Origin of the sequence: Paenibacillus sp. PvR133, assembly GCF_017833155.1 — a bacterium.
Lineage (GTDB): Bacteria > Bacillota > Bacilli > Paenibacillales > Paenibacillaceae > Paenibacillus > Paenibacillus polymyxa_B.
Map to the genome: position 1 here is coordinate 4643648 of NZ_JAFIBS010000001.1, position 24957 is coordinate 4668604.

23 protein-coding genes are annotated in these 24957 nt (G+C 47.7%); 8 read left to right on the forward strand and 15 right to left on the reverse strand.

Translation table 11 applies throughout. The annotated features are described in order from the left end of the window. Positions 1–124 precede the first annotated feature (124 nt). The 10 genes from hydG to JOE49_RS20315 form a co-directional block, all read right to left on the reverse strand. Complete coding sequence (hydG, locus tag JOE49_RS20270) at positions 125–1537, reverse strand: [FeFe] hydrogenase H-cluster radical SAM maturase HydG (protein ID WP_013310651.1); 1413 nt, start codon at positions 1535–1537, stop codon at positions 125–127. Positions 1538–1586: 49 nt separating this feature from the next. Next, complete coding sequence (gene hydE / locus JOE49_RS20275) at positions 1587–2639, reverse strand: [FeFe] hydrogenase H-cluster radical SAM maturase HydE (protein ID WP_280922042.1); 1053 nt, start codon at positions 2637–2639, stop codon at positions 1587–1589. A 256-nt stretch (positions 2640–2895) separates the two neighbouring features. Next, the gene (locus JOE49_RS20280) at positions 2896–4512 is read right to left on the reverse strand and encodes an alkaline phosphatase (protein ID WP_209942655.1); all 1617 of its coding nucleotides are present in this window, start codon (positions 4510–4512) and stop codon (positions 2896–2898) included. A gap of 117 nt (positions 4513–4629) precedes the next feature. Next, positions 4630–5769 (reverse strand): amidohydrolase family protein, encoded by a 1140-nt coding sequence (locus JOE49_RS20285; RefSeq protein ID WP_209942657.1) that lies wholly within the window; start codon positions 5767–5769, stop codon positions 4630–4632. Next, entirely contained in the window at positions 5759–6829 is a 1071-nt protein-coding gene (locus JOE49_RS20290; protein ID WP_209942659.1) for a pyridoxal-phosphate-dependent aminotransferase family protein, read from the reverse strand. The genes JOE49_RS20285 and JOE49_RS20290 overlap by 11 nt, the downstream gene beginning before the upstream one ends. Next, a complete protein-coding gene (locus JOE49_RS20295; RefSeq protein WP_209942661.1) occupies positions 6816–7598 on the reverse strand; it encodes an ABC transporter ATP-binding protein in 783 nt (260 codons plus the stop codon). The genes JOE49_RS20290 and JOE49_RS20295 overlap by 14 nt, the downstream gene beginning before the upstream one ends. Beyond that, positions 7595–8368: an ABC transporter ATP-binding protein gene (locus tag JOE49_RS20300; RefSeq protein WP_048481509.1), complete on the reverse strand. Its 774-nt coding sequence runs from the start codon at positions 8366–8368 to the stop codon at positions 7595–7597. The genes JOE49_RS20295 and JOE49_RS20300 overlap by 4 nt, the downstream gene beginning before the upstream one ends. Beyond that, on the reverse strand, positions 8353–9219 hold the full coding sequence (locus JOE49_RS20305) for an ABC transporter permease (RefSeq protein ID WP_023989108.1): 867 nt from the start codon (positions 9217–9219) through the stop codon (positions 8353–8355). The genes JOE49_RS20300 and JOE49_RS20305 overlap by 16 nt, the downstream gene beginning before the upstream one ends. Further along, on the reverse strand, positions 9216–10178 hold the full coding sequence (locus JOE49_RS20310; protein ID WP_481856253.1) for an ABC transporter permease: 963 nt from the start codon (positions 10176–10178) through the stop codon (positions 9216–9218). Before JOE49_RS20310 ends, JOE49_RS20305 begins: the two co-directional genes overlap by 4 nt. A 40-nt stretch (positions 10179–10218) precedes the next feature. Beyond that, on the reverse strand, positions 10219–11820 hold the full coding sequence (locus JOE49_RS20315; RefSeq protein WP_023989110.1) for an ABC transporter substrate-binding protein: 1602 nt from the start codon (positions 11818–11820) through the stop codon (positions 10219–10221). Positions 11821–12094: 274 nt separating this feature from the next. Here JOE49_RS20315 and JOE49_RS20320 point away from each other — a divergent pair, with 274 nt between their 5' ends. Next, positions 12095–13012, forward strand: coding sequence for a LysR family transcriptional regulator (locus JOE49_RS20320; RefSeq protein ID WP_025723122.1), 918 nt, complete (start codon positions 12095–12097; stop codon positions 13010–13012). Between the two features lie 339 nt (positions 13013–13351). Here the strand turns inward: JOE49_RS20320 and JOE49_RS20325 are convergent, their stop codons facing one another. From JOE49_RS20325 to JOE49_RS20345, 5 genes are all read right to left on the reverse strand, one after another. After that, the gene (locus JOE49_RS20325; protein WP_023989112.1) at positions 13352–13492 is read right to left on the reverse strand and encodes a hypothetical protein; all 141 of its coding nucleotides are present in this window, start codon (positions 13490–13492) and stop codon (positions 13352–13354) included. Positions 13493–13574: 82 nt separating this feature from the next. Then, a complete protein-coding gene (locus tag JOE49_RS20330) occupies positions 13575–14375 on the reverse strand; it encodes a DUF3592 domain-containing protein (protein ID WP_209942663.1) in 801 nt (266 codons plus the stop codon). 71 nt (positions 14376–14446) lie between these two features. Then, on the reverse strand, positions 14447–14866 hold the full coding sequence (locus tag JOE49_RS20335) for a hypothetical protein (RefSeq protein WP_053325652.1): 420 nt from the start codon (positions 14864–14866) through the stop codon (positions 14447–14449). 234 nt (positions 14867–15100) lie between these two features. Further along, the gene (locus JOE49_RS20340; RefSeq protein ID WP_209942665.1) at positions 15101–16381 is read right to left on the reverse strand and encodes a helix-turn-helix domain-containing protein; all 1281 of its coding nucleotides are present in this window, start codon (positions 16379–16381) and stop codon (positions 15101–15103) included. A 22-nt stretch (positions 16382–16403) separates the two neighbouring features. Continuing rightward, a complete protein-coding gene (locus JOE49_RS20345) occupies positions 16404–17222 on the reverse strand; it encodes a carbon-nitrogen family hydrolase (protein ID WP_053325654.1) in 819 nt (272 codons plus the stop codon). 176 nt (positions 17223–17398) lie between these two features. Between JOE49_RS20345 and JOE49_RS20350 the strand changes: the two genes are divergently transcribed. From JOE49_RS20350 to JOE49_RS20380, 7 genes are all read left to right on the forward strand, one after another. Next, positions 17399–18580, forward strand: a complete 1182-nt coding sequence (locus JOE49_RS20350; protein WP_209942666.1) for a pyridoxal phosphate-dependent aminotransferase — start codon at positions 17399–17401, stop codon at positions 18578–18580. A gap of 241 nt (positions 18581–18821) precedes the next feature. Then, a complete protein-coding gene (gene proB / locus JOE49_RS20355) occupies positions 18822–20027 on the forward strand; it encodes a glutamate 5-kinase (RefSeq protein WP_025723116.1) in 1206 nt (401 codons plus the stop codon). Between the two features lie 12 nt (positions 20028–20039). After that, entirely contained in the window at positions 20040–21332 is a 1293-nt protein-coding gene (locus JOE49_RS20360) for a glutamate-5-semialdehyde dehydrogenase (protein WP_209942668.1), read from the forward strand. 39 nt (positions 21333–21371) lie between these two features. Continuing rightward, a complete protein-coding gene (gene proC / locus JOE49_RS20365) occupies positions 21372–22238 on the forward strand; it encodes a pyrroline-5-carboxylate reductase (protein ID WP_023989119.1) in 867 nt (288 codons plus the stop codon). Beyond that, positions 22235–23446: a 2,3-diketo-5-methylthiopentyl-1-phosphate enolase gene (locus tag JOE49_RS20370; RefSeq protein ID WP_209942670.1), complete on the forward strand. Its 1212-nt coding sequence runs from the start codon at positions 22235–22237 to the stop codon at positions 23444–23446. The genes proC and JOE49_RS20370 overlap by 4 nt, the downstream gene beginning before the upstream one ends. Then, positions 23443–24120: a 2-hydroxy-3-keto-5-methylthiopentenyl-1-phosphate phosphatase gene (locus JOE49_RS20375; protein WP_209942672.1), complete on the forward strand. Its 678-nt coding sequence runs from the start codon at positions 23443–23445 to the stop codon at positions 24118–24120. Before JOE49_RS20370 ends, JOE49_RS20375 begins: the two co-directional genes overlap by 4 nt. Beyond that, the gene (locus tag JOE49_RS20380) at positions 24121–24777 is read left to right on the forward strand and encodes a methylthioribulose 1-phosphate dehydratase (RefSeq protein WP_023989122.1); all 657 of its coding nucleotides are present in this window, start codon (positions 24121–24123) and stop codon (positions 24775–24777) included. The last annotated feature ends 180 nt before the right edge of the window (positions 24778–24957 follow it).

The following is a 24957-nucleotide window of genomic DNA, read 5'->3' on the forward strand; positions in this document are numbered from 1 at the left end:
TTTTTTTCCAGATACACAAAAGCAGTCGCGCTGATTCCAACGCGACTGCTTTTTATTTTCAAGTTCGATTATAAATCATGAGAATTTTCATAACGTGAAATGATACTACGAATAATATAAATTGCTAAAAATACAAATCACGCTCGCCTGCTTCCAGTCGTTCCAGTCTGTCAAGCGTCAAACGGCGCGTCGATTCACGTGGTATACGCTCCAGATTCTCTCGCAGAGCGGCAGCTCCCAGTTCACGCGCCTCCTCATCCCCATAATCCAGTAGATATTCTTGGAAGGTCAACAGCGAATTCGGCTGACACACATTATGAATTTGTCCTGATTTGGCAAGTTCCATGAAACGATCTCCAGTTCGCCCCTCGCGGTAGCAAGCTGTGCAGTAGCTCGGCATATATCCGCCACGGCACAGACTTTTAATAATTTCCGATGGTGAGCGATGATCCCCTACCTCAAATTGAGGCTTATCATCAGTTTCCTGTTTTGCATATGCCCCTACGCCTGTAGCTGAACCTGCACTAATCTGCGACACGCCTAGACCAATGACGCGGTCCCTATATTCCGGCTCCTCGCGTGTGGACAGGATCATACCAGCATAAGGGACAGCCAGTCGAAGAACGGATACAATTTTCATAAAATCCTCATCGTTGACCAGGTACGGATATCGCTCCAGGTCTACATTTTCAGCCGGACGCAATCGTGGAACTGAAACCGTATGAGGGCCACACCCAAAGGCTTCTTCCAAGTGCTCGGCATGTTTCAGCATCGCTACGGTTTCATAACGGAAATCATACAGACCGTACAACACACCGATCCCCACATCATCTATACCCGCACGCATGGCTCTGTCCATTGCGGTGGTGTGCCAATCAAAGTCCCGCTTTGGTCCCTGTAAGTGAAATTTACGATAGCTTTCCCGATGATACGTTTCCTGAAATAAAATATACGTACCAATGCCTACCTCTGCCAGCTTCCGATAGTCCTCCTCGGTTGTGGATGCAATATTCACATTGATCCGTCGAATGCTGCCGTTATCTACCTTGACCTCATAGATCTGGCGCAGACAATCGACGATATAGTCAATGGGACAATGGACTGGGTCTTCCCCCGCTTCCAGCACGAGCCGCTTGTGTCCCAGTTCTTGAAGCACTCTAACCTCCTCTACCAATTCCTCCGGTGTCAGACGGCTACGAGTAAAGCTGTCATTGGTATGTTTATAACCACAATATTCGCAGTTATTCACGCAGTGGTTGCTTACATATAAAGGGGCGAACAGTACAATTCGGTTGCCATAAATTTGTTCTTTGACTGCCCTCGAAGATTTGAACATCTCTTCCAATAATTCAGGATCATCCACATGCAAAAGAGCCGCCGCTTCACTCGCACTCAGTCCCCGGCAGGCTCTCCCCTTTTCTAAAATTTCTAAAATACGGTGTCGATCTGTTGCCTCTTGTTTCCCCTGCTCCACTGCTGCCATAATCTCTGCTTCATTAATAAAATCCGCCGACACTTTCTCCCGTACTCCACTCACGTATACCCATCTCCTTATTTATGGTTACTGCAATGTTTCCGTTATGGCCTCACAAAGTTTCCTGTCTCATAAGCTGTCGTTGCACCCTCAAACTATCGCCACGCCCCATATCGACTTCAAATCCCGCTCCACGGATCCGCAGCTCCAAGCAATGTCGACATTGGGCAGACTCATCGCCCAAACATATTTTATTCTCATAAATCGCATACTTAGGTCTCACCGCTAGTGGCGACAAATTGGGCATCACCACATTTGCCCCTGCCTGAAGCGCCTTCTCCCTGCCTTGGGGATGAATCGTTCCCATTGCCGTGGACGCCGGAATAAGTGCATCTGGAACGACCAATCGGGATAACGAAATAATATCGAGTGCCTTTTCCATGCTCCCCTGACTGGCATCCCGAAGCGGCGTGTTGCTATGCGGTAAAAAGGGGCCAATCCCGATCATATCTGGTGACAGGCTGTGCAGATAGACCAAATCGTCTGCTAATTCACTATTCGTTTGTCCTGGTAACCCCACCATACATCCGGCCCCGATCTGAAAGCCGATTCGTTGCAAAGCCAGCAGACGGCTGCGCCTGCTTTCCATCGTCATCGTCGGATGCAGCTTGGCGTACAAACGGGGGGAAGCTGTCTCATGCCGCAGCAAAAAACGGTCCGCGCCCGCCTCGTATAATTGCTCATAAGTTTCATCATCCCGTTCACCGATGGACAGTGTAACCGCCACATCCGCAAAACGGCTTTTAATTTCGCGAATCAATTTCGTCAGCCGGGCTGCTGTAAACCAGTAATCTTCCCCACTTTGCAATACAAAGGTCCGATAACCGAGTTCATACCCCTCCGCACAACAGGCCAGAATTTCTTCTGGCTGCAAACGGTAACGATCTGCCTGTTTATTCGAAGCGCGCAGCCCACAGTACATGCAGTCCTGACGACATATACTGGAGAATTCAATTAATCCCCGTAAAAAAACACCTTTGCCATAGCGCTCCAATTTGGTGCGAGCTGCCAGGTGGCGCAGTTGAGCCCGAAGCGTTGGCTCATCATCCAGACGTGTCAGCAGCTCCATCATTTCCATATGCGTCCATTCATTGCCGTCAGCCAAACGCAGTAATAATTCGTCCGTGACTCATCCCTTCTTCCCTCGTCCATCCGGACTTCACATCATCAGCGGCTTGTACCGTACATGTATTATTCTAGCAATATCGGAGAGGATGTAACGTGATTAGTTTCACAAAAAATCCCATTTTATAAAAACCTCCTCCAACTTCTGCCCCAAAAAATACACATTTATATCAACACACAAAAAAGCTGTCTCTTCCTCTAATGGAAGAAACAGCCCTTGTCGATGGTTCTGCTTATTACTGAATCAAATCAATCGCCTGCTGGGGTACAAAATAATCAACGCCGTTAAATACAACTACACCGTTGAGCGTGGTATTTTTACCATTCAACGTAGCGACATTTTTGTATACCGGAAGCTCCAGCTTGTTACTGCCTTTGGTCACTGTAATAACTTTCGTGTCCGCAGAAAACTTGGCTCCTTTAGCTTCAAAAGCGGCTTTTGCAGGAACAAAAAGCTGCTTGCTGACCGTATCCAAATCCAGTCCAAGTACACGTGTCATATATTTATTAACATCTGTATTGTCGATTACACCGGTTGGACGGTCTCCGTTCGGCGCATACGTGTACAGCACGACATCGCCTCCTGTATGTCCGCCTGTAGTCCAGCCAATATTCGCACGTTTGCTAATGATCGGTCCAACAGCATAGTTCATGCTGCCTTCTTTGGCATCCTTAATGGTTTTTACTTCTTCGTCTGTCAAATCGGTGATGCCAAAATATGTGGAAAGCACCTCTTTAATATTGCTGCGATCTGCATTCAGCTTGGCTTCCAAGCCCTCACCCGTCAGCTTCGCTTTTTTCAGCGGGTCTATAAAAGAAGCTAAAGGTGTTTTGTCATAATTGCTAGTTGTATCGCTGCTACCAATCGTCAATCCACCGTTTCCGTGGTCTGTCACTGCTACGACGACTGTATTTGGGTTTTGTTTGGCGTAATCCACAGCAACTTTCACTGCATCGTCAAACGAAAGCACGTCACTAATAATTCCGGTTGGATCATTTGCATGGGCGGCCCAATCCACCTTACTGCCTTCTACCATTAAGAAGAAGCCTTTATCGTTTTTGGACAACACATCAATGGCTTTCGATGTCATTTCTGCCAGACTAGGTTCCTTGGATGCATCGCGATCCAGGTTATACGCAAGGGCTTCAGGAGAAAAGCTGCCCCAGAGCTTGCTGGAGGTCGAATTTTTCAACCCTTCAGGTGTCGTGACAAAGTCATAACCCTGGTCTTTAATTTGGGCTACCAAATCTTGGCCATCTTTACGCCCTGCTGCCTCCAAAAACTTGCCGCCTCCACCTAACACTACATCAACCCCGTTGTAGGCTTGCTGCATGCTGAGTGCATCATAATTTTTACGATCAGGATAATGTGCAGTAAAATCAGCTGGTGTCGCATGCATAATCTCCGAAGTCGCAATAATTCCAGTCGATTTTCCTGCCAGCTTGGAAGCCTCAAGAATGGAAGCTACAGGCTTTTTGGCGTCACCCGCTGCAATGGGTTGTTGTCCGGGCATTGTCGCTTCATCAGGAAGGACACCTACATACCCAGTATGAGATTTATGTCCTGTGGCAAAAGCAGTACCCGCTGGAGCAGAATCGGCAATTGGAGCATCCGCAGAATGCGTACGCACCATGCCGCTTGCCATGCTGTCTAACGTTAAGGAAGATCCTTTGTACCATCTAGCCAGTGCAGTGGCGTCATTAGCCATACCGTCTGGAATCAAAATAATTACGTTTTTAATCGACGTGTCCTTTTCGACTGCCATCGCCGTCCCACCGCTTACTGCTAGCATCATAGTCGCTACGAGTGCTGCCACCGATTTTTTCGTATGTATCCCCCAACATTTTAGCATTCAATTTCCTCCCAGACACTTTATTGTACAATCAGAACTAAGTCTAATCATACTTTGTCAGGAGAATGTTAAGGGGATTGTCTAACTATATTAAAGATGCTCTCTGGAGTATTGGTCTCACTCAAATTGTCCCTGAATTACCGATACGATACTTTCACGGAGTGCTTTGGCGTTTTGTGACTTATACGGATCAGCATTAAAAAGGATTGTATCTGCTGTGTAGTTTTCTTTTATACGTCCCAATCTGTCCCCATATCCCAAAATTTCAGCGGCGAACTCCGTGGCAGCCTGCCAGGCCTCTTTTCGAGTTAATCCACAGTCTATGAGTGTGTCTAATTCCTCAAGGTTACGTCCATGTAACGAAGGTGTGGCAAAATCTGTACCGAACGCAATTCGTACGCCTGCTCTTTTGGCATAGCTAACGGCTTTAGGGTGGGCTTCGGCGGCGCGGGCGGCGCGATCACAAATTTCCCTGTCGAGTGAAAGAACTCCAGAAGGGTCTGCAGCAATACGATAGATGGAAGCAGTAGGCACAAAGGCTGTCCTGGATTGCGCAAGCCGGTTGGCTTGATCCTCGGTCAAATACATTCCATGCTCTATAGATTCCACTCCAGCGTCAATAGACCAATCCACAGTAGGTCCGCCCCAGGTGTGAACCATGACTTTTATGTTGCGTGCATGGGCGCTACGCACAATAAAAGAGAATTCTTCCTCAGAAAAAATCGGGTTCAGCACTGTATCTGGCGACGAGCCTAGTCCCCCCGTTGCAAGAATTTTAATCCAGCTTGCCCCGGAATCAATAATTTCTGTTACCCGCCGTTCCAAATGCTTAAGACCTCGTGCGTCTCCGGCTCCAAGCATATCACCACTGGTATAAACTCTTAAAGGCTGGCTATAATGCTGACCTATATGCTTCACCGTACTTGGCAAAAGCCCACCTGCATCACGCACTGTAGTCACTCCAGCCTGGAAAGTAGCCTCAAAGGCTTGCGCCTGCATCACTTCGATCTCCAGTTCATCGCGCTTCTCCTGGTCAGTATGATTAAAATCCGTCCATGCCAAATGCGTATGAAGATCAATTACGCCGGGGCTAATCCATAGGTCGCCATCTGGACCATTTTGTTGAGTATGCGAGAATAAGGACTCTGCAATGGACGAAAAACGACCATTGGTGATTGTTATATCGAATCGTTTCCCATCAATCCCCGCCACAAATATATTTTTGTAGGTTAACTCTTTTTGAATTTTATTTTCCATCTTCATTCCCCCAAATTAACCTTTGGGCGGCAAGCGCATGATAAGGATCTTGATGTACAAGCTCAGCAAGCGTTTGGATAGCTTCTTCAACGCTTTGTTGATTTGCCTTCGCCCCAAAATGGTTAATGCGTAAGAGTTTATTATGTAATTCTCCATCTCCGGGTGCGACAATGCCTATGGGCTGTTCGATATTGAAATTACCGCCTTGAGGAATCCGAACCGTTGTAGTCAACGTTGAGTAGCTATCTTTATTCCGTTGCCACGGTTCAAGGCCCAAGGCTTTAATGCCGGCAATTGCAGCAGATGTAGTTACGCGATGGCGGCGGTTGACCGCTTCCAGACCTTCTTCTTCAATAAGCTTTAATGACTCTATAAGCGCACGGGCTTCCAAAACAGGGATGTTGGCAGGAACTCGCACGGGCGTCGCATGATTAGGGGAACGCTTTAAGTCAAGCAAAGACAGTATGGAATTGCGCGGCGCATTTTTGTTGGAGGCCAGAAACTCCCAGCCACGGGGAGAAATCCCCACAGCGCTGATCCCGTTAGGCCCGGATAGTGCCTTTTGCGCCCCTACAGCTACAAAATCAATTCCCCACTCGTCCATGAGCACCGGTTCGCCCCCGATTGCAGAAACTGAATCTATCACGGTTATAATGTTTGATCTACGCGCAAGCTCCATGATTTCCCTTGTTGGATTAGAGCCTCCTGTGACCACTTCCGCCTGCACAAAAGAAAGCGCACATGGGTTATATCGCTCAATCGCTGCGGCGACTTCATCTACAGTTACCACATCATCAAAAGATGTTTTGAGTTCGATGACTTCTGCTCCGCCACGCGCAAGCCAGTTACCAAAAATCGTTCCATATGGACCTGTCACAATGTTTAGAATTTTACGGTCGGGCGCAGATATGCCTGCTGCTATGGCTTCAATTCCCAGGATCGCCTCGCCCGGTATGATTACCGGGGATTCTTGGGTGGACAGGAGTTTGGAGAGCAAGTTAGTTAGCGTATCAAACTCCGATATTGTAAGAGGTACAAATCCTTTATTATTTTGACTCATAAATACCTCCTGCAGAATGGGATATTGGCATTTTAGGAACAGCGGACAAAAGCTCACGGCTATAAGGCGTTTCAGGACGAGAAAAGAATTTCTCCTTGGGGTTGATCTCAACCAGCTTCCCCTGCCGCATTACAGCAACAATATCGCTTATGGCATTTATAACTCCCAAGTCATGAGAGATAAAAAGCATCGTAAGATTAAGCTCCGATTTGAGTGTGCTCAACAGTTCAAGCATACTCCGTTGTACCGAAACATCCAGTGCGCTCGTTGGTTCATCTGCGATAAGTATGCTTGGCTCAACGCTTAATGCGCGGGCAATTGCTATTCGCTGACGCTGACCGCCGGAAAATTCGTGAGGGTATCTGCCAAGGGCGCTTTCATCGATGTGAACACGTGTAAGCAGTTCCCTACATTTCTTGTCCACTTGAGCTCGGTCAACAATCTTGTGAAAAAGTAAGGCTTCGGCAAGGATTTGCCTGATCGTATGCTTTGGATTTAGCGAGGAATCCGGGTTTTGAAAAACCATTTGTATTCTTTTATGCTGCTCCCGGCTCCGTCGCTTGCCCAGAACCTGAGAACCCAGCATGATCCGGCCCTCATCCGGGGCGATCAGCCCGGCTATTACCCGCGCGAGGGTAGACTTTCCTGAACCCGATTCTCCCACAAGACCAAGCGTGGTACGCTCCTGCAGCTCCAGGCTTACTTGATCAAGCGCGGTGAACTTACCATAAGCAACCGTTATATTTTCTATCTGCAAGGCTGTTTTCATAAATCCGCGCTCCTTTCAAGATCCGGGAGAGGAAGCACTGAGCTTATCAGCAACTGTGTATACGGATTTTGCGGGTTTTGTAAAAGGGGCAAAGTGTCTCCCCGCTCTATGATTCTTCCCTCTTTCATAACGCAAAGCTTTGAGCACATCGAAGCAGCTACAGCAAGATTGTGCGTAACAAACACCATGGCAAAACCCAGCTCCTTTTGAAGACGTGAAATAACGTCAAGTATTTGCCGTTGAACCGTTACGTCAAGCGCAGTTGTTGGCTCATCACAAAGAAGGATGCCCGGCTTGCACGCCAAAGCCATCGCAATAACAATACGTTGACACTGGCCGCCTGAAAGCTGGCGGGGGTAACGGTCAGTATGCTTTAAGGAATCGGGAAGACCGAGCATTTCAAGCAGTTCCAAAGCTATTGTGCGCGCGACCTTCCGACTCACCTTCTGCCTGTAGTACACAACCTCGGCAAGCTGCCGGGCCACCGGGCAGAGAGGGTCAAGTGCCCTTATCGGGTCTTGAAAAATCATTGCGCATCTGCCATTGCTCCTAATATGCCCGCCAACTTGTTCAATACCGGAGGGAAGCAACCCTATGATGGAGCGAAGCGTGAGCGATTTTCCAGATCCGGATTCCCCCACAAGTCCTATACTTTCGCCCGCTTCAACTTTGAGACTCACATTAGTGACCAATTTATGATTCGATTGCGTCGCGAGCGACAAATTTTCCACTTCTAAAATTGGATTCATAGCATTCATTTTCTTCTCCATATATCTGCTAGCCCATCGCCCACAAGGGATAAGGCAATCCCTGTATATACTACCGCAAAGCCTGGGATTGCTGAAAGCCACCACTTAGTAGATATAAAGGGCTGCCCATCAGAAATCATAGTTCCCCAATCCGGAGTTGGCGGCGCAATGCCGATACCTAGATAGCCTAGCGTAACAATGGCTACAAGCAGAACAGCCATGTCCGTCATAAGCACTACCACCGCTTGCGGTAACACATTCGGCAGAAGATGGCGCAGTATGATTTTAATATCCGGGATTCCCAGAGTTTTTGCAGCGGCTATCCATTCCTGCTTGCGAAACGATGCGCTAAGACCCTTGACCACGCGCGCGTATACAATCCAGCCAACCAGGACAAATGTAATGTATATCCCCTGTTCACCCGTACCGCTTGCAAACGCCACTATAATTACAATCAAATAAAAAGGGAACGCTATAAACGTATCGGTCAAAAGCGTGATAACCGTGTCTACCCATTTACCATAATACCCGGCAAGCATTCCCAGAAACACCCCCATACAAAAAGGGATGATCTCCGCCAGCACCATAATCTTCAAATCAGTCCGTGCGGCATAGATCAGCCGTGTAAACAAATCACGCCCCAGTTGATCGGTTCCCAGCCAGTGTTCGAAGGACGGGGGTTGTAAAGTTGCCGAAATATTTTGATCAGAAGGCTGGTAGGGGCTAATAACCGGTGCGAACACTGCAATACCTATGAGTAACGCAAACATAATACTGCCCCATAAAAGAGATGGAGTATTTAGTATTTTTCCCCAAGAGCGGTTGCTATGACCCGCCTTCTGAATCTGAAGATCTAATTGCGTGCGTTTCATTGTTCTCCTTTCGTCCTGGGATCAAGATACCCAGAAGCAACCTCAATCACGAAGCCGATGATGACCACAGATATCGCACAATAAAGAGCAATCCCCTGTATAACAGGAAAATCCCGGTTTGAAATGGCTGAAAATAACAGGCTTCCGATACCCTTGAGGCCAAAAACCTGTTCAATTACCAACGTGCCGCCCATCAGGTAGGCAATGTTTACGCCAAGCAGCATAAGAGCGGGAAGAGCGGAATTGCGCAGGACATGCTTTACCAATATAACCCGGTCGGGGATTCCCGCTGCCTTCAAGGTTACAACAAAATCAGATTCCAGCACTTCCAGCATCTGCGCTCTTAAAGAACGAACGAGCGAGGGAATTTGCGACAATCCGACAGTGATCGCAGGAAGGGCGAGACTGTACAAGATTCCAAGCCAGCCCTCGCCGACTCCCCCAACGGGGAACCAGCGAAGCCGAACGCTAAATACCAGAATCAGTAGCAGTCCAACCCAAAAAATCGGCATACCGAGCGTTACAGCAGGCAAGATGCGTATAATATGGTCAAGCAGTCCGTCTTTATGTGTTGCCGCAAGGGTGGCCAGCACCAGCGAAACAATGATGGAAAAAAGACAGGTCATTGCAATGAGCAGCAGCGTCACAGGGGCCCGCTCTGCAATCAACTCTCTTGAAGAAGTCTCAAAAACAATCGAAACGCCGGTATCACCGTGTGTAAAGAAATTGTGCACAAAGCCTATAAACTGCTCCCAAAGAGAACGATCCAGCCCCAACCTATGGCGCATACTCTCAATAGCCTCAGCTGTGGCGTATTCCCCCAGAATCATTTTGGCGGGGTCTCCCGGCACCAGCCTTATGATGAAGAAGACTGCCACCACCACACAGATGACTACTGATGCCGCTCTTATCATAGCGCGCACAAGCCATTTGTGTGGGGAAGTTAGATTTGCAGACAATCCGGCAGACTTTTTAAATAAATTGTGGGCCGTCAAGGATCTAATTGCCTTTCACACGTACATCTTCAAAACGAGCGCTGTTATTGGGAAGCACGACCAGGCCATCAATGGAAGAACGAACACCTTTCAGAATATCCGGATAATAAAGCGGGATGTAAGGTACCTCGTCTGCAAGGATTTGTTGAAGCTTGGCGTAAATTCCCGCACGTTCTTCCCCATCAGGTGTTTTTTGCCCCTCGTGCAGGAGCTTGGTAACTTCATTGTTCGTGTAATGAGTCCAGTACGACTTGCTAAAGCCTTCCGGGTCTGTCTGGAAAGCTAGGATCGAGTTGGCTTCTGGAGAATCCGCCTGTCCGCTGTTGATCATTGCCGAAAAGTCATAGGCAAAGAAACGCTCGCGAAATGAGGCCAACTCAACAGATTCGATTTGAATGTCTATGCCGATCGTTTTGGCGGCCGCCTGAATAATCTGTGCCTCCTGAGTTCTTGAGTTGTTACCAGAGGCAATGAGCAATTTTGTAGAAAACCCATTAGGGAACTTTGATTTTGCAAGCTCTGCTTTGGCAGCGTTCGTATCAAAGCTGAGCGCTTTAATCGTATCGTTCGTGTTGTAGGGAATGGCTGGCGGCAAAAGCGAATTGGCTGGCTTTGCGAAACCAAAGGTAACCGCATTGGTCAATCCATTACGGTCAAGTGCCAACGCCAACGCACGGCGAACGTGCACATCCGAAAAATGCTCGTCCAGGGTATTGAAGAACAATTGCTCTGTCACCCAGCTTCCATTGGTCGCCACTTTGGTATCAGTTCCTTGTTTTAATTCATTTACATTTTCAAGAGCTACAGACTCAATAGCGTCTATCGCGCCAGCCTTCAGCTGGTTAATCGCTTGGCTGTCATCTTCAATGAGCTTGTAGACAAGTTCATCGATATATGGCTTGCCTTTCTGCCAATAGTATTTATTTTTGCTGAAAGTAAGATCACCGGCAGAATCCCATTTCTTAACGACGAAGGGACCGGTACCGACCGGATTCTTAAAGAATTCTTTTTCCGAGACACCGCCAAAATCCTTTGGAAGGATGCCATTGGAGAAATTTGAGAGTTCAGAAATAAACGGCGTATACGGCGCTTTAAGCTTAATTACAAGTGTTTTTTCATCTTGAGCCGAAAGCGAAGCCACCTGTGCCGCTATTGCAAGAGGACCTCCTACATTCAAATGACGCTGAATTGAAAAAACCGCGTCCTCGGCAGTAACTCCTTTGCCGTCTGAAAATTTCAAGCCATCGCGTAAAACAAAAGTATAGGTTAATCCATTCGCGCTAATATTGTGCGACGCCGCAAGCCAATCCACAATTTTTCCATCACCGTTAAAGGCAACCAGCGGCTCAAATACTTTGTCGATAGCAAAAGCATTATTTGATGTAATCTGATTATGCAAATCAAACGAGGTTACGGAAGCCGGGCGGCCATATGTAAAGGTTCCCCCTTCCGCGGGTTGATCAGCGGTTGTGCTTGGGTTAGTTGCGTTTGTATTTTTATCTGCATCATTTTTGGAGCCGGAGCATCCTGCCACGAGAACCAATAAAAGAAATGCTAAAGATCCAACCAAAAACGGTTTCCTAAAAGATACAATAAGTTTGGACATCCCATTTTCCCCTTTTCTCCAATAAAACATATTGTTTTAATATGAATAATATTATGGATGAACCCATTTGCCATGTCAAACAGAATTAAATACCATAATTTAAAAAATCAAAGATAAAAGTAAACATAGGGATTTTCCAGCTTGTGAACACATGGAGTTCATATGGGATTGGGAATTTCATTATATTATTGTATAATCAGTCTATGAAGTAATAGGTAAATCTTATAAGACGACAACCATTATAAAAGCGTATATAAAAGGGGTTTAAAACTCGATGGAATTCAGACAACTTCAATACACCCTGCAAATTGCAGCGGAAAAAAACTTCTCACGCGCAGCAGAAAAACTGCATATTGCTCAGCCCTCTTTGAGCCAACAATTGTCCAAACTGGAAAAAGAACTTGGGGTACTTCTATTTCAACGCAACACCAGCACGGTGGAATTAACACATGCAGGAGCAAGCTTTGTGGAAAAGGCAAAAAAAATAGTCGATGCAGTTGAGCAGCTCCGGCAGGAAATGGACGACATTTCTCAACTGCGAAAAGGGAAGGTTGTGGTTGGCAGTATGCCCATCACAGGTTCTCATTTGCTGCCGCATGTGCTGCCTGTATTCAAGAAAGCTCATCCGGACATTGAAATCGTGTTGGTCGAGGATTCATCCATGAATTTGGAGAAAAAAACTGCCAGTGGGGATACAGATCTCAGCCTGCTATCTCTTCCATTAGTAGAACCTACACTTTCCTATGTGCCGATCGGTGAAGAGTGGATTGATCTTGCCGTTCCTCCAGGTCACCCCCTAGCCCTGCGTAAAAACGGAGACCATCCGCAGCCTGTGCATATGGAAGAACTGAAAGATGAGCCTTTTGTCGTTCTGAAAAAAGGGCAAGGCTTTCGCAAGCTGACGATGGATTTGTGTCATCAAGCTGGCTTTGAACCCAATGTGGTGTTTGAGAGCACTAATATGGAGACGCTCCAATCGCTTGTAGCGACAGGTATGGGAGTGACACTCGTCCCCCGTTTTATCGCCCGGGCCGCCAGCAGCGAGTTTGTTCCAGCATTATTGCCACTCGCCGAACCTACCCCTAGCCGTACCCTAGCCATTGCCTACCGAAACGGACGTTATTTGTCTAAAGCTGCCGAAGCCTTTATTGATACCTTCCGAGAAACGGTCGAGCAACTTTCTCAAAAGTAGCTTCAAATGTGAAAAGGACCGTCTTCCTCCTCAGCCAAAGCCAGAGAAGAAGACGGTCCCGGGGCTTCGCCCCTATGCTTTCAATACTTCATTTACTTTACGGGTTCGATTACACTGTTGCGATGTTGCTTCCATCTGTCTTTAACGAACCACATTTCATGTTCATTTGAATTTCATGTCAGCCTCGCCTGATTACTTTACGCTTGCTCGGAAACTCCACTTTATCCATCCCGCATCACTTCTTTCCTTAAGGTCTCGAGCCTTGGTCTCCCAAGAATGTCCTACCTCAGTTCCAATGTGCTGTGTGATCCCAAAGTGCCTGTCCTCGCCTTTTTGTGATCAGGGTCTCCCTAAATCTGGTGGACTTTTATCCTGATCATAGCCCATTTCATAATTGTTTCCGACAACCTGTCTATTTAAGCCTCTCGGCCGTGACAGGCCATCCCTATTCGCCAGTTCGGATCTACTTTGGTTATCCATCGTTATCAACCTCCTGGTGTCGGGATACTATTATAATACACCTATGGGCTGTATCTGAAACAGGTATCGGAAAACTTTTTTATTATCGAGAAGAACCAAATGCTTGCTGTACCTCGGCTTCACTCACTTGTGTTTTAAAGACCAATTTCGAAGGATCTTGAGGTGAATAAATGACCTCTATAATACTTCCCTGCTGCAGCTTGGATAGTTGGGAAGAAAAAACAACCTTTTGCGTGGTTACATTAAATGTATCGCCGTTGTTTTTCGTAACACTCAGCGTAAATTGAAGCTTAATTTTATTAGATCCTGCTTCCCCCATGGGTGTAACATCCAGCACCTTCGCATATGCCTGCTTACCGGTTTTGGCAATTTCCATCAGCTCAGGCGATACGCCCTGCTTGGCCATTTGCTCATTCATTAACGCTTGCAAATCCGTCTGCGACACCTGCCCTTTCAGGTCAAGTCCTACTTTCAGTTTATCTTTCTCCGATACGACCAACGGAATGATCGAGCCTGGCTGAAATTGAGCCATGGAAGTCAAAGGAATAATCGTCGTCAAAGCAGTATCATATTTGTCTTCTCCATGTTTGGTTACGGTCAACCCGAGCTTTACCTGCGGCTGATTGTTTACATAAGTCCCTGTTAGCTGAACACTTGTAATAATCCCAACCCCAGGAACACCCTTCTTAACCTTACCGCCTCCAAAAAACACACCTAAAATACCAGGTAGAAAAATATGCGCAAAGCCTATATAAATTAACGGCCTATACCACGGGGCATCCATAATCACAAATGGATCATCCCATAAATAGTTAGCCAAAAATGGTGAGAAGCCTACACCAAACACCATAAGTACCCCGATAATACTCAAAAATCCTTTCATCCTCCAAGACCCCTTTTTCAATCATCTGTTCAAATTATATGTCAGCAAGAAAGGTGAAACGACCTGCTCATTTACACTGTCACCAGACCCATATAAATCAGCTCCGATGGATTTACCGGATTGCTCCCCAGACCCACCGTATCTCCAGGTCGCGGAATTTGCAGCTTGGATACGAGCGTTTCCAACGTTTTTGGATATCGATTACCGTTTACTTCTGTCACATCTAGCATTAGCACCACAATCGGATCAAAATTCACGAGCTTCCCGGTATCTGTTACCGAAATAACAACCGCAGTCGCTGCCATCGCCAAACCACCGTTAGCCGCCGTTTGAGCTTGTCTTGCCGAGTTTAGGCTTTGGTTAATCTGTTCCCGATGCTCTTTGGGTACCAAACCTTTCATAAATAATCCTGACAGGCCTTTATTCATCAGTTGATCTGCTTGTTCTATCGCATCCTGCTGTTTTTTCTTTTTCCCGAATAAGTTCATCATGTGGTTGCACCTCGTATTTTGTATTGTCGTTCCTTATGAATTCAGTATAAAAGAGGGTATATGGCATCACAATACGTTTTGGCGCATACAAAAAAACCGAAAAAACAGGAGCTTTAACCTGTACTTTTCCGGTTTATTTTGAACTCTGGGACGGTTTACACAAAATTTTGCGCACTTTGGAGTAATCTTTCGCACGATCATCCGATAGTTTTGTGAAAAACGAGTGAATTCAGGCTATTTTTTACGCATAAGATAGACCAATTTGCGATAATACGCCGATGATTCTTTATAACGACGACTGTCCTCGGACACAACTGCCAGCGTTTCATATAACTGTTCAAGCCGCGCTGGATGCTGGAGAGATTCAAAATAAGGCAAGCATTGCAAGGCATGCATCCAAAAGGCGTCCTGATTTCCCTGAGCAAGCGCAAGCTGGCTTTCATAAAAATCAAGCCCCATTTGCTGATCTGTTGTCAGATTTGTTTTACGCAGTTGATCCAAATGCTGTGAGAGAAGCCCCCAATTTTTTCGCGCAAACGCAATCTCACAGCGATAAATTAGCGTAACGGGCAGCATCATCTGCTGCATTTCCTCCCGCTCCCGGCTCACCAGCGCTTCAAAACGCGCTACTTCCTCCAAAGCCTTATCCAGCTCGCCAATCGATGTCAGCATAATAATCCGGTTGTTCAGGATGGTCGTGAGCATATCTGCCGCATTTTCTAAATAAACCAAATTGGCCTCAGCCATAGACAACGTTAACAGTGCTTCCTGTACAGAACCCATGGCAAAACAATATCCGCTGTAAGCCACATACAGGCCCGTCAAACGGTGAAAAAGCCGATCATCATATACTCTGCGCATCGTCTGCTCGAATACCTGCTTCGCCTGATCAAATTGCTTGACCTGAATACAGGCCTCCATCATAATGTTTTGCGCATTCAGCCAGTTTTCCGTCCCCTCTTCCACTAGACGGCTTAGCTGCGTAACGTTATTCAGCACATCATAATAATGATTTTTCGAGCGGAAATACTGGATTTTATAAAATAAAATTGCTTTTTTTAGCGGTGCGGGCAGCTCCACCTCATCCGAACGACCAAACTTCTCCAAATAAAAATTCAAATAGGTTTGATGTAAATATTCATAGGCTGTTGGGTCATTTAATTGCTGGTAATAAACGGCCTTCATCAAATAAGTCGTCATTTCCACCACAAGCGAATCGTTGCGATCCTCCAGTAGATCCACATAGCTTTCCGTGGCAGGATTAGCCAGCTTGAACAGCTCTGTGAAAATCTTATCCGCTGTAGCCAGCGTCTCTTCATCCTCTGCCGCTACACGCAAGAGGTAGGATGGGTTTACACCTAAACGCCCAGCAATTTGCTCGGCCAAATCCTCTGCCAACGGGTAACGGTCAGCCAGTATATTTGCGAAATGTGCTGGTGTCACCAGCCCGTCTACCAGCTCTTTACGGGACAGATTTTTCTTTTTACACAAAAATTCAATGCGTTCCTTAAGCATGGAGTATTCCTTTCTACACTGATTATCGGTCATACAGTGAGGGACGCCGATCTTCAAACACCGGAATACGACCACGTACGTCCTGCACTAAGGCAGACTCAATCGTTCCTGTGATGATCCCCTCCTGCTCTCCGCCCTCAGCAATGATTTCTCCCCATGGATCAATAATAAGCGAATGCCCGAAGAAATCAGTATCTCCACTGCGACCTACCCGGTTACAAGCAATAACATACATTTGATTTTCTATAGCACGTGCGGTTAGCAAGGTACGCCAGTGATGAAGCCGGGGATGAGGCCATTCTGCGGGTACGATCAGCAAATTTGCGCCCGACAGGGCCAAACTACGGGCTAGTTCAGGAAAACGAATATCATAGCAGATCGACGCACCTGCCCGAATCCCGCCATCCAGTGCGAATAAAACCTTTTCTTCGCCAGGCTGCAAATATTTTTCTTCATCCATAAGTCGGAATAGATGAATCTTGGAATACGAAGCAACCTCTCTGCCTGTTCGGTCAAAAACGAGCATCGTATTATACACATGACCGTCGCTTTTTTTCTCTGCGATCGACCCAGCTACTACGTTCACTTCATGGGTGGCAGCGAATGCTGCTATCCATGCCCGAGTCTCCGTCCCTTCCTTGTCCGCCAGCTCATGAATGCGATCTAAGGCATAACCTGTGTTCCACATTTCCGGCAGGACAATCAGATCCGGCTTCAGTTCGACTTTCATCGCTTGTTCCATTAAAGCTCGGATATGACTGCGGTTTTCCGGGGGATTTCCTATCTCTATGTGAGCTTGTATGAGTGCAACACTGAACGGCTGAGCTTCCTGATACGTCAAAATCCTTCATCCTCCTTGTGAGCCAGAGCTTCCCGCGACCCATTGTCCGGTATTTTCCCCCATCATAGCCCGATCAGTCTGGATTACGCAACCATGCAAGCTTAATTCCCCCTATACAACTCGGTAAAATCGTGATAGATTATTTCTTAAACTATTCCAAAAGGTCGTGTGAATTGATGACTCATTTTTCTATTCCCTCCGCTGACGTCATGAAACAGTTACCCACTCAATTTTTTGCCACACTTGTACAAAATGTAAACCGTGAAATCGCGGCGGGGCATGATGTCATTAATCTCGGACAGGGGAACCCCGACACTCCCACTCCTTCTCATATTGTAAAAGCTTTGCAGGAATCAGCGGATAATCCGCTGTATCATAAATATTCGCCATTTCGTGGTTACAGCTTTCTCAAGGAAGCCGTTGCCCAGCGCTATCAGGAGGATTACGGTGTGACGCTCAACCCTGAAACCGAGGTCGCCATCCTGTTTGGCGGAAAAACGGGTTTGGTTCAGCTGCCGCAAGTCTTACTCAATCCCGGCGATGTGTGTCTCGTCCCTGATCCCGGCTACCCGGACTACTGGTCTGGTGTAGCCTTGGCTAAAGCGGAAATGTCTTTTCTCCCATTAAAAGAAGAGAACCGTTTTCTGCCCGATTATGAAGCCATTTCCGAGGAAGACCGCCGCCGCACCAAGTTAATGTTCCTTAACTATCCGAATAATCCAACCTCGGCAACGGCTCCACTTTCCTTTTACGAGGATACAGTTGAATTCGCGCAACGTAACGGTATTGTAGTTGCCAGTGATTTCGCCTATGGCGCTATTGGATTTGATGGCGAACGTCCGGTAAGCTTCCTACAGGCTGAGGGTGCTAAAGAGGTGGGGATTGAGTTCTATACCTTGTCCAAAACGTACAATATGGCGGGCTGGCGTGTTGGTTTCGCGCTCGGTAATGCCGAAATCATCTCGATGATTAATCTGCTGCAGGATCATATTTATGTAAGCTTGTTTGGCGGCATTCAGGCAGCGGCGGCGACAGCCTTAACGGCCTCGCAGAACTGCGTAGGCGAGCTGGTAGCCCGCTATGAATCACGCCGTAACGCTTTTTATGATGCACTTGGGCAAATAGGCTGGAAGGCGACGCGCCCAAGCGGCTCCTTTTTCAGTTGGTTGCCTGTGCCGCAGGGCTATACTTCCACTTCTTTTGCCGATCTGTTGTTGCGGGAAGCCAAGGTGGCTGTCGCTCCAGGGATCGGCTTCGGGAGTGGCGGCGAAGGATATGTGCGAGCGGGACTGCTGAGCTCAGAAGCTCGACTGACCGAGGCGGCTGATCGAATTGGTAAGCTAAACCTGTTTGGTTAAGCCGTATTTTCCAGCTACAACTTCTTTGCCAAACCTGGTCTTTTCGTGGTATTCTGTATCCAATATCATTTAGCGCGTTGAAGGGACTATTAAGAGAGACTCTGTCCTGTTCAGAGAGTAAATTCCGATAGGCTGCAAGAATTTACCTGGACTCTCTCCCAACTCCTATCCCCGAGCGCCCTGCGCAATCAGGCGGTCCCTGCCGTTAACAGGTTTCAAGTGGGATGATCATGAATCATCAATGAAGGTGGTACCGCGGAAGCACAAACTTTCGTCCTTTGCATACAAAGGATGGAAGTTTTTTTGCATTAAAAAGAGTAAAATTAAGGAAGTGGACGTCTTGTCAACACGAATCGTCATTAAAATCGGAAGCAGCTCTCTAACTGGAGTGGAAGGTGGCTTGAATCGGGAAGCCATCGCTTATTTTGCCCGGGAAATCAGCTTGCTACGTGCAAAAGGTCATGAAGTGCTGCTGGTTACATCAGGTGCAGTAGCCGCCGGATTCAGAGAGATTGGGTACCCGTTTCGCCCTAAGCTACTGCATGAAAAGCAAGCGGCAGCGGCTGTTGGCCAAGCTCTTCTCATGCAGGCCTATGAGCAGGCTTTTAAAGATTTTGACCTAGTGATCGCGCAGGTTCTACTGACCCGTAGTGACTTTTTGAGCCGCAAACGGATGAATAATGCCGGAATGACCGTAGAAGAATTGCTGCGCCAGCAGGTTATCCCGATCTTTAACGAAAATGATACTGTATCGATTGACGAATTGAAATTCGGCGATAACGATATGCTGTCCGCGCTGGTTGCCAATCTGGTCAAAGCTCAGCATCTGATTATCATTACGGACACCGATGGCGTATATACGGCAGATCCGCGCAAGCATCCGAATGCCGTACGTTTTGAACGTATCGAGGAAATTACAGAGGAGATTTATGCATTAGCTGGAGGTTCTGGATCGTCTGTAGGTACTGGCGGAATGCGATCCAAGATCGAAGCTGCCAAGGTCGCTACACGCGGCGGTGTGCCTGTATATGTGGGACGTGTAAGCGCGAATGGCGATCTAGACGCAGCCGTCGAAGGACACGGACCGGGAACTTATTTTGACACTCACCTCTCTTCGCTTCCGATGAAAAAACAATGGCTTGGATTTATGTCCACCCCTCTGGGCGCGGTGCATGTAGACGAAGGGGCCGAGGAAGCGTTGGTTCACGGAGGACACAGTCTACTTCCGGTAGGCGTACGACGTGTCGAGGGCAGCTTTCATGCCGGAGATGTCGTTGAGGTGCTCGGACCGGAAAATAAAGTGTTAGGACGCGGCATCGTCAATTATGACGATGAACAGCTCCGAATTGTACAAGGATTACCCAGCGGCGAGGTTGTGGGCAAAATTGGTCCCATTCACCGGCTTGAGGTGATCCACAGGGATGAATGGATTACATTATGTATGTAGGGAGGCCGTAATATGAGTGATTTAACAACTAACACAGCTGCAACCGAGGAGAATCAGTTTAGCGAAGTACGAACCAAAGCCAATCTTGCCAAAAAAAGTGCCGGGGTCATGAACCGCCTGACTACAGCACAGAAAAATGAAGCATTGCTTGCTATGGCTGAAGCTCTAGTAAATCATACTGAAGAGCTGATTGCAGCAAACCATAATGACCTGAAACATGGACGGGAACAGGGAACATCGGAGTCGCTGCTCGACCGCCTCAAGCTGACCGAGGACCGAATCGGAGCTATTGCCGAAGGATTACGCCAAATTGTGGCACTGCCTGACCCGGTCGGCGACACCCTTGAGCAAATTGAACGTCCAAACGGTCTGAGAATTGAGAAGATACGTGTGCCGCTGGGTGTCATCGGCATCATATATGAAGCGCGTCCAAATGTAACCGTGGATGCCGCGGGCCTGTGCTTGAAAACAGGCAATCCGGTTGTGCTACGCGGTGGTTCGGCCGCCCTCTTCTCCAACCGCAAAATTATCGAAGTACTCCAGAAGGCACTAGACGCAACAGCTGTGCCACGCGAGGCGCTTCAACTTATTGAAGATTCAGACCGTGCCTCGGTCAACGAAATGCTCACCTTGAACGGCTTGCTGGATGTAATTATTCCACGCGGCGGGCGTTCACTCATTCAAAATGTTGTTCAGAACGCTACCGTACCTGTCATCGAAACCGGAGCTGGTGTATGCCATACCTTTTTGGACGCTACAGCGGATGCAGCAATGGCCGAAGCGATTACACTGAATGCCAAGGTGCAAAGACCGTCCGTGTGTAACTCGATGGAAACATTGCTCGTACACTCGGATTATGCAAAAGCACACTTAACAGGATTGGCAGAACGCTTTCGTGATGCTGGGGTTGAGCTACGCGGCTGTGCACGCACACGAGAATTGGCTCCTTGGGCTGTTCCTGCTACAGAAGAGGATTATGGCACCGAGTATAATGATTACATTATGAACATCAAGGTCGTAAACAATTTGGACGAAGTACTGGAGCATATTGCCCGTTACGGTACGATGCATTCTGAGTGTATTGTCACCGAGGACAAAGCCCATGTCGAGCGTTTTCTGCAAGAAGTGGACGCGGCAGCCGTGTATCACAATGCATCCACTCGCTTCACGGATGGCTTCGAGTTTGGGTTTGGTGCCGAGATCGGAATCAGCACACAAAAATTACATGCCCGCGGCCCAATGGGATTGCCTGCCTTGACTTCAACCAAATATCGCGTGTACGGTACTGGACAAATCAGGGAATAATAACATAAATCAATCTGTATCCTTGGAGGTTATGAATCTATGTGTGAATCACAAACAAAGGTTTTAATTAATGAGCAAATTACATTTTTCGGGGCAGGATCAATGGCAGAGGCTATTATTCGCGGAATGACGGCTCGTTCTGTCGTCAAACGTAGTGGTATTACCGTCATCAACCGCAGTAATCAGGCTCGCCTTGAGGAACTTCAAAAGCAATATGGAGTCTTGTTCCAAACCGAGGATGCCGCCAAAACCGAGCTTCTGCGTCGTTCTCCGGTCATTGTGCTTGCCATGAAGCCCAAGGATGCTGCACAAGCACTTGGGCAGCTCGGCCCACTTCTGTCTGATGAGCAGCTGATTATTTCGGTAATCGCAGGATTGTCCATTCGTACGATGCAAACGTTGCTGGGTCGCAAGCAGCCGATCGCACGGACGATGCCCAATACATCCAGCTCAATTGGGCTGGGAGCCACAGGCATTAGCTTTTCCAAGGAGATCAGCGAAAACCAGCGTAAAAACGTGCTTACGATGTTCGAATCTGTAGGTACGGTAACGGTTATAGAAGAAGAGAAAATGGATGTTTTGACCGGGATATCTGGAAGCGGCCCTGCTTATGTCTACTACCTGATGGAAGCCATGATTGCCGGGGGAATCCGTGGTGGCTTGACCCCTGAGCAAGCGCACGAACTAACGGTGCAAACCGCGCTTGGAGCGGCACGCATGGTGCAGCAAACCGGAGAGGAGCCTTCTGCCCTTCGCCACAAAATCATGTCTCCTAATGGCTCTACGGTAGCTGCATTGGAAATGCTGGACAAAGGTGACTTCTACGAAACGGTGATTGCGGCGGTGCAGCGGTGCGCTGAACGATCCCGCGAGATGGGAGCTGTACTTAAGGAGGGAATTGAATGAGCTATTGCTTGGCGACCTACCGGGTATACGATGACAAAGCCGATTTTAACCAAAAGGCCCAATCTATTGCCATCGGCATGACGGTGGGCAGCTGGACTGAGCTCCCGCAAGCCAAACGGGACGCGATGCAAAAGCATCTTGGCTCGGTTCATTCTGTGGATATTTACGATGGAGGTCCCGGTGAACGGTACGCGGACCTGACCATCGCTTACCCGGATGTCAACTTCAGCCGAGACATTCCCGCTCTGCTGGTCACAGTCTTCGGCAAAATTTCGATGGACGGCCGAATTAAGCTAACGAAGCTGGGTTTCTCGGAAGCATTCCGCTCTGCTTTTCCAGGACCGAAATTCGGTATCAGCGGCTTGCGCGAACAGCTTGGCGTGTATGATCGTCCCCTGCTCATGAGCATTTTCAAATCTGTAATTGGCCTCAATTTGGACGAACTTCGTGAACAGTTTACCCGGCAGGCTCTCGGTGGCGTTGATCTGATCAAGGACGACGAGATCTTGTTTGAAAACACGCTGACGCCGATTGAAAAACGTGTCGAAGCCTGCATCAAAGCCGCCGAAGCGGCTGAGCGTGAAACCGGTAAAAAGCTGCTGTATGCCGCTAATTTAACGGGGCCGACCTCGCAGCTTAAGACGCAAGCTCTCAAGGCCATTGATGCGGGTGCCAACGCGTTACTGTTTAACGTGTTGGCCTACGGTTACGATGTGCTACATGAACTTAGTAGCGATCCTGCCGTCTCGGTGCCGATTGCAGCCCATCCTTCGTTGGCGGGAGCTGCTTATCCATCGCCGCATTATGGTATTTCGGCGTCCGTCCTACTCGGTCAGCTTATGCGGCTGGCTGGCGCTGACCTCGTCCTCTTCCCTTCTCCCTACGGCTCAGTGACGATGCCGCGTGAGGAAAACATGGCGATCCGCGATGAGCTGATCACCCCTGATCTACCGCTGAAGGCCAGTATGCCGGTCCCTTCCGCAGGGATTCACCCGGGCCTCGTGCCGTTAATTGTACGTGATTTTGGTACTGACGTTGTTGTCAACGCTGGGGGCGGGATTCACGGTCATCCGCTGGGTACAGAAGCTGGTGGACGCGCCTTTGTGCAGGCGATTGAAGCGGTACAGCAAAATGTCCCTCTGGCAGAATACGCCCGTACTCACCCCGAGCTGCAATCTGCGCTCGACACATGGGGAGGTGAACGATGAGCACAGCGAAGAAGCCCGTCATTTTTTGCGATTTTGACGGGACAATTACGAACAGCGACAATATTGTCGCCATTATGAAGCATTTTCAACCTACAGGCTGTGAGCCCATCATGCATCAGATCGTAAATGGGCATACATCCATTCGTGAAGGCGTAGGTGCGATGTTTGCCCTCATGCCTTCGGAGCAAAAGGACGAAATTATCTCATATGTACTTGGACAAGCTGATATACGCGAGGGCTTTGCACGCTTTTTGGACTATGTACGAGAGCAGCAGATTCAATTTTTCGTCACCAGTGGCGGCATTGATTTTTTTATTGATCCATTGCTAAAACCCTTCGATATTCCACACGACCACGTCTATTGCAACGGAGCGGATTTTTCCGGGGATCGCATCCAGATTACTTGGCCGCATCCATGTGAGGAACCGTGTACAAATGATTGTGGCATGTGTAAAACGACTGTGATTCGTCAATACCCTTCCGAACAATACGAACGGATTTTGATCGGCGACAGCCTGACCGATTTTGAAGGAGCTAAAATTGCCGATCTTGTGTACTCCCGTTCGCATCTGACTTTAAAGTGTCAAGAGCTTGGCGTACCACATGTACCCTTTGAAACATTTGATGACATTATCGAGGATTTAAAGCAAAAACAGGAGCAAGGGGTGCTGTAAATGAGTTTTAACTTGGCAGACATTTCATTGGAAGAAAAACGCCGCGCACTTGAAGAACTCGCTGATGTCAAAGAACTATTTGCATCTCGCAACTGGTTCCCAGGCACGAGCGGCAATTTGTCGATCCGAATTGGTGACTTTCATCCCGAACAATTTTATTTTGCAGTCACCGCCAGCGGCAAGGATAAAACCAAGCGTACTCCGGAAGATTTTCTATTCGTAGACCAGTACGGAAAAGCGGCAGAAGCGACAAACCTCAAGCCAAGCGCAGAGACGCTTATACATTGTGAAATTTACCGCCTAACAGGCTGCGGAGCCGTTTTTCATGTGCATACCGTGTTTAACAATCTGATTTCCGAATATTACGGTGAGCAAGGCGCTGTACCTATCCAAGGTATTGAGCTGATCAAGGCTTTTAACATTTGGAAAGAAAATGCTGCCATTGATATTCCTGTGCTGCCTAATTACGCGGATATTGCCTCGATTGCCAAGCTCGTACCTGGTGTGCTGAATGATCAGGTGCCTGGAATTTTATTGCGTAACCACGGCATTTATGCGTGGGGCCGTGATGTATTTGAGGCTAAAAAGCATTTGGAGGCGTTTGAATTTTTGTTTGAAACGACCTATCGCTCCCTGCTGCTGAAAACTTTGAAGTAAATAAACTCATAAATATCAAAGATGCGTATCCTTATTTGTAAAAGTGGTCATTGAATATCGAGAACGGAGCCTAAGCGATAGCACAGGAACGTTCTCTTTTTTTATAATAAGGGTATTTCTATTCTACTAGCGACATAAAAGGAAATATGATGAATAAGAATCCTCCTGATATAATTTTGG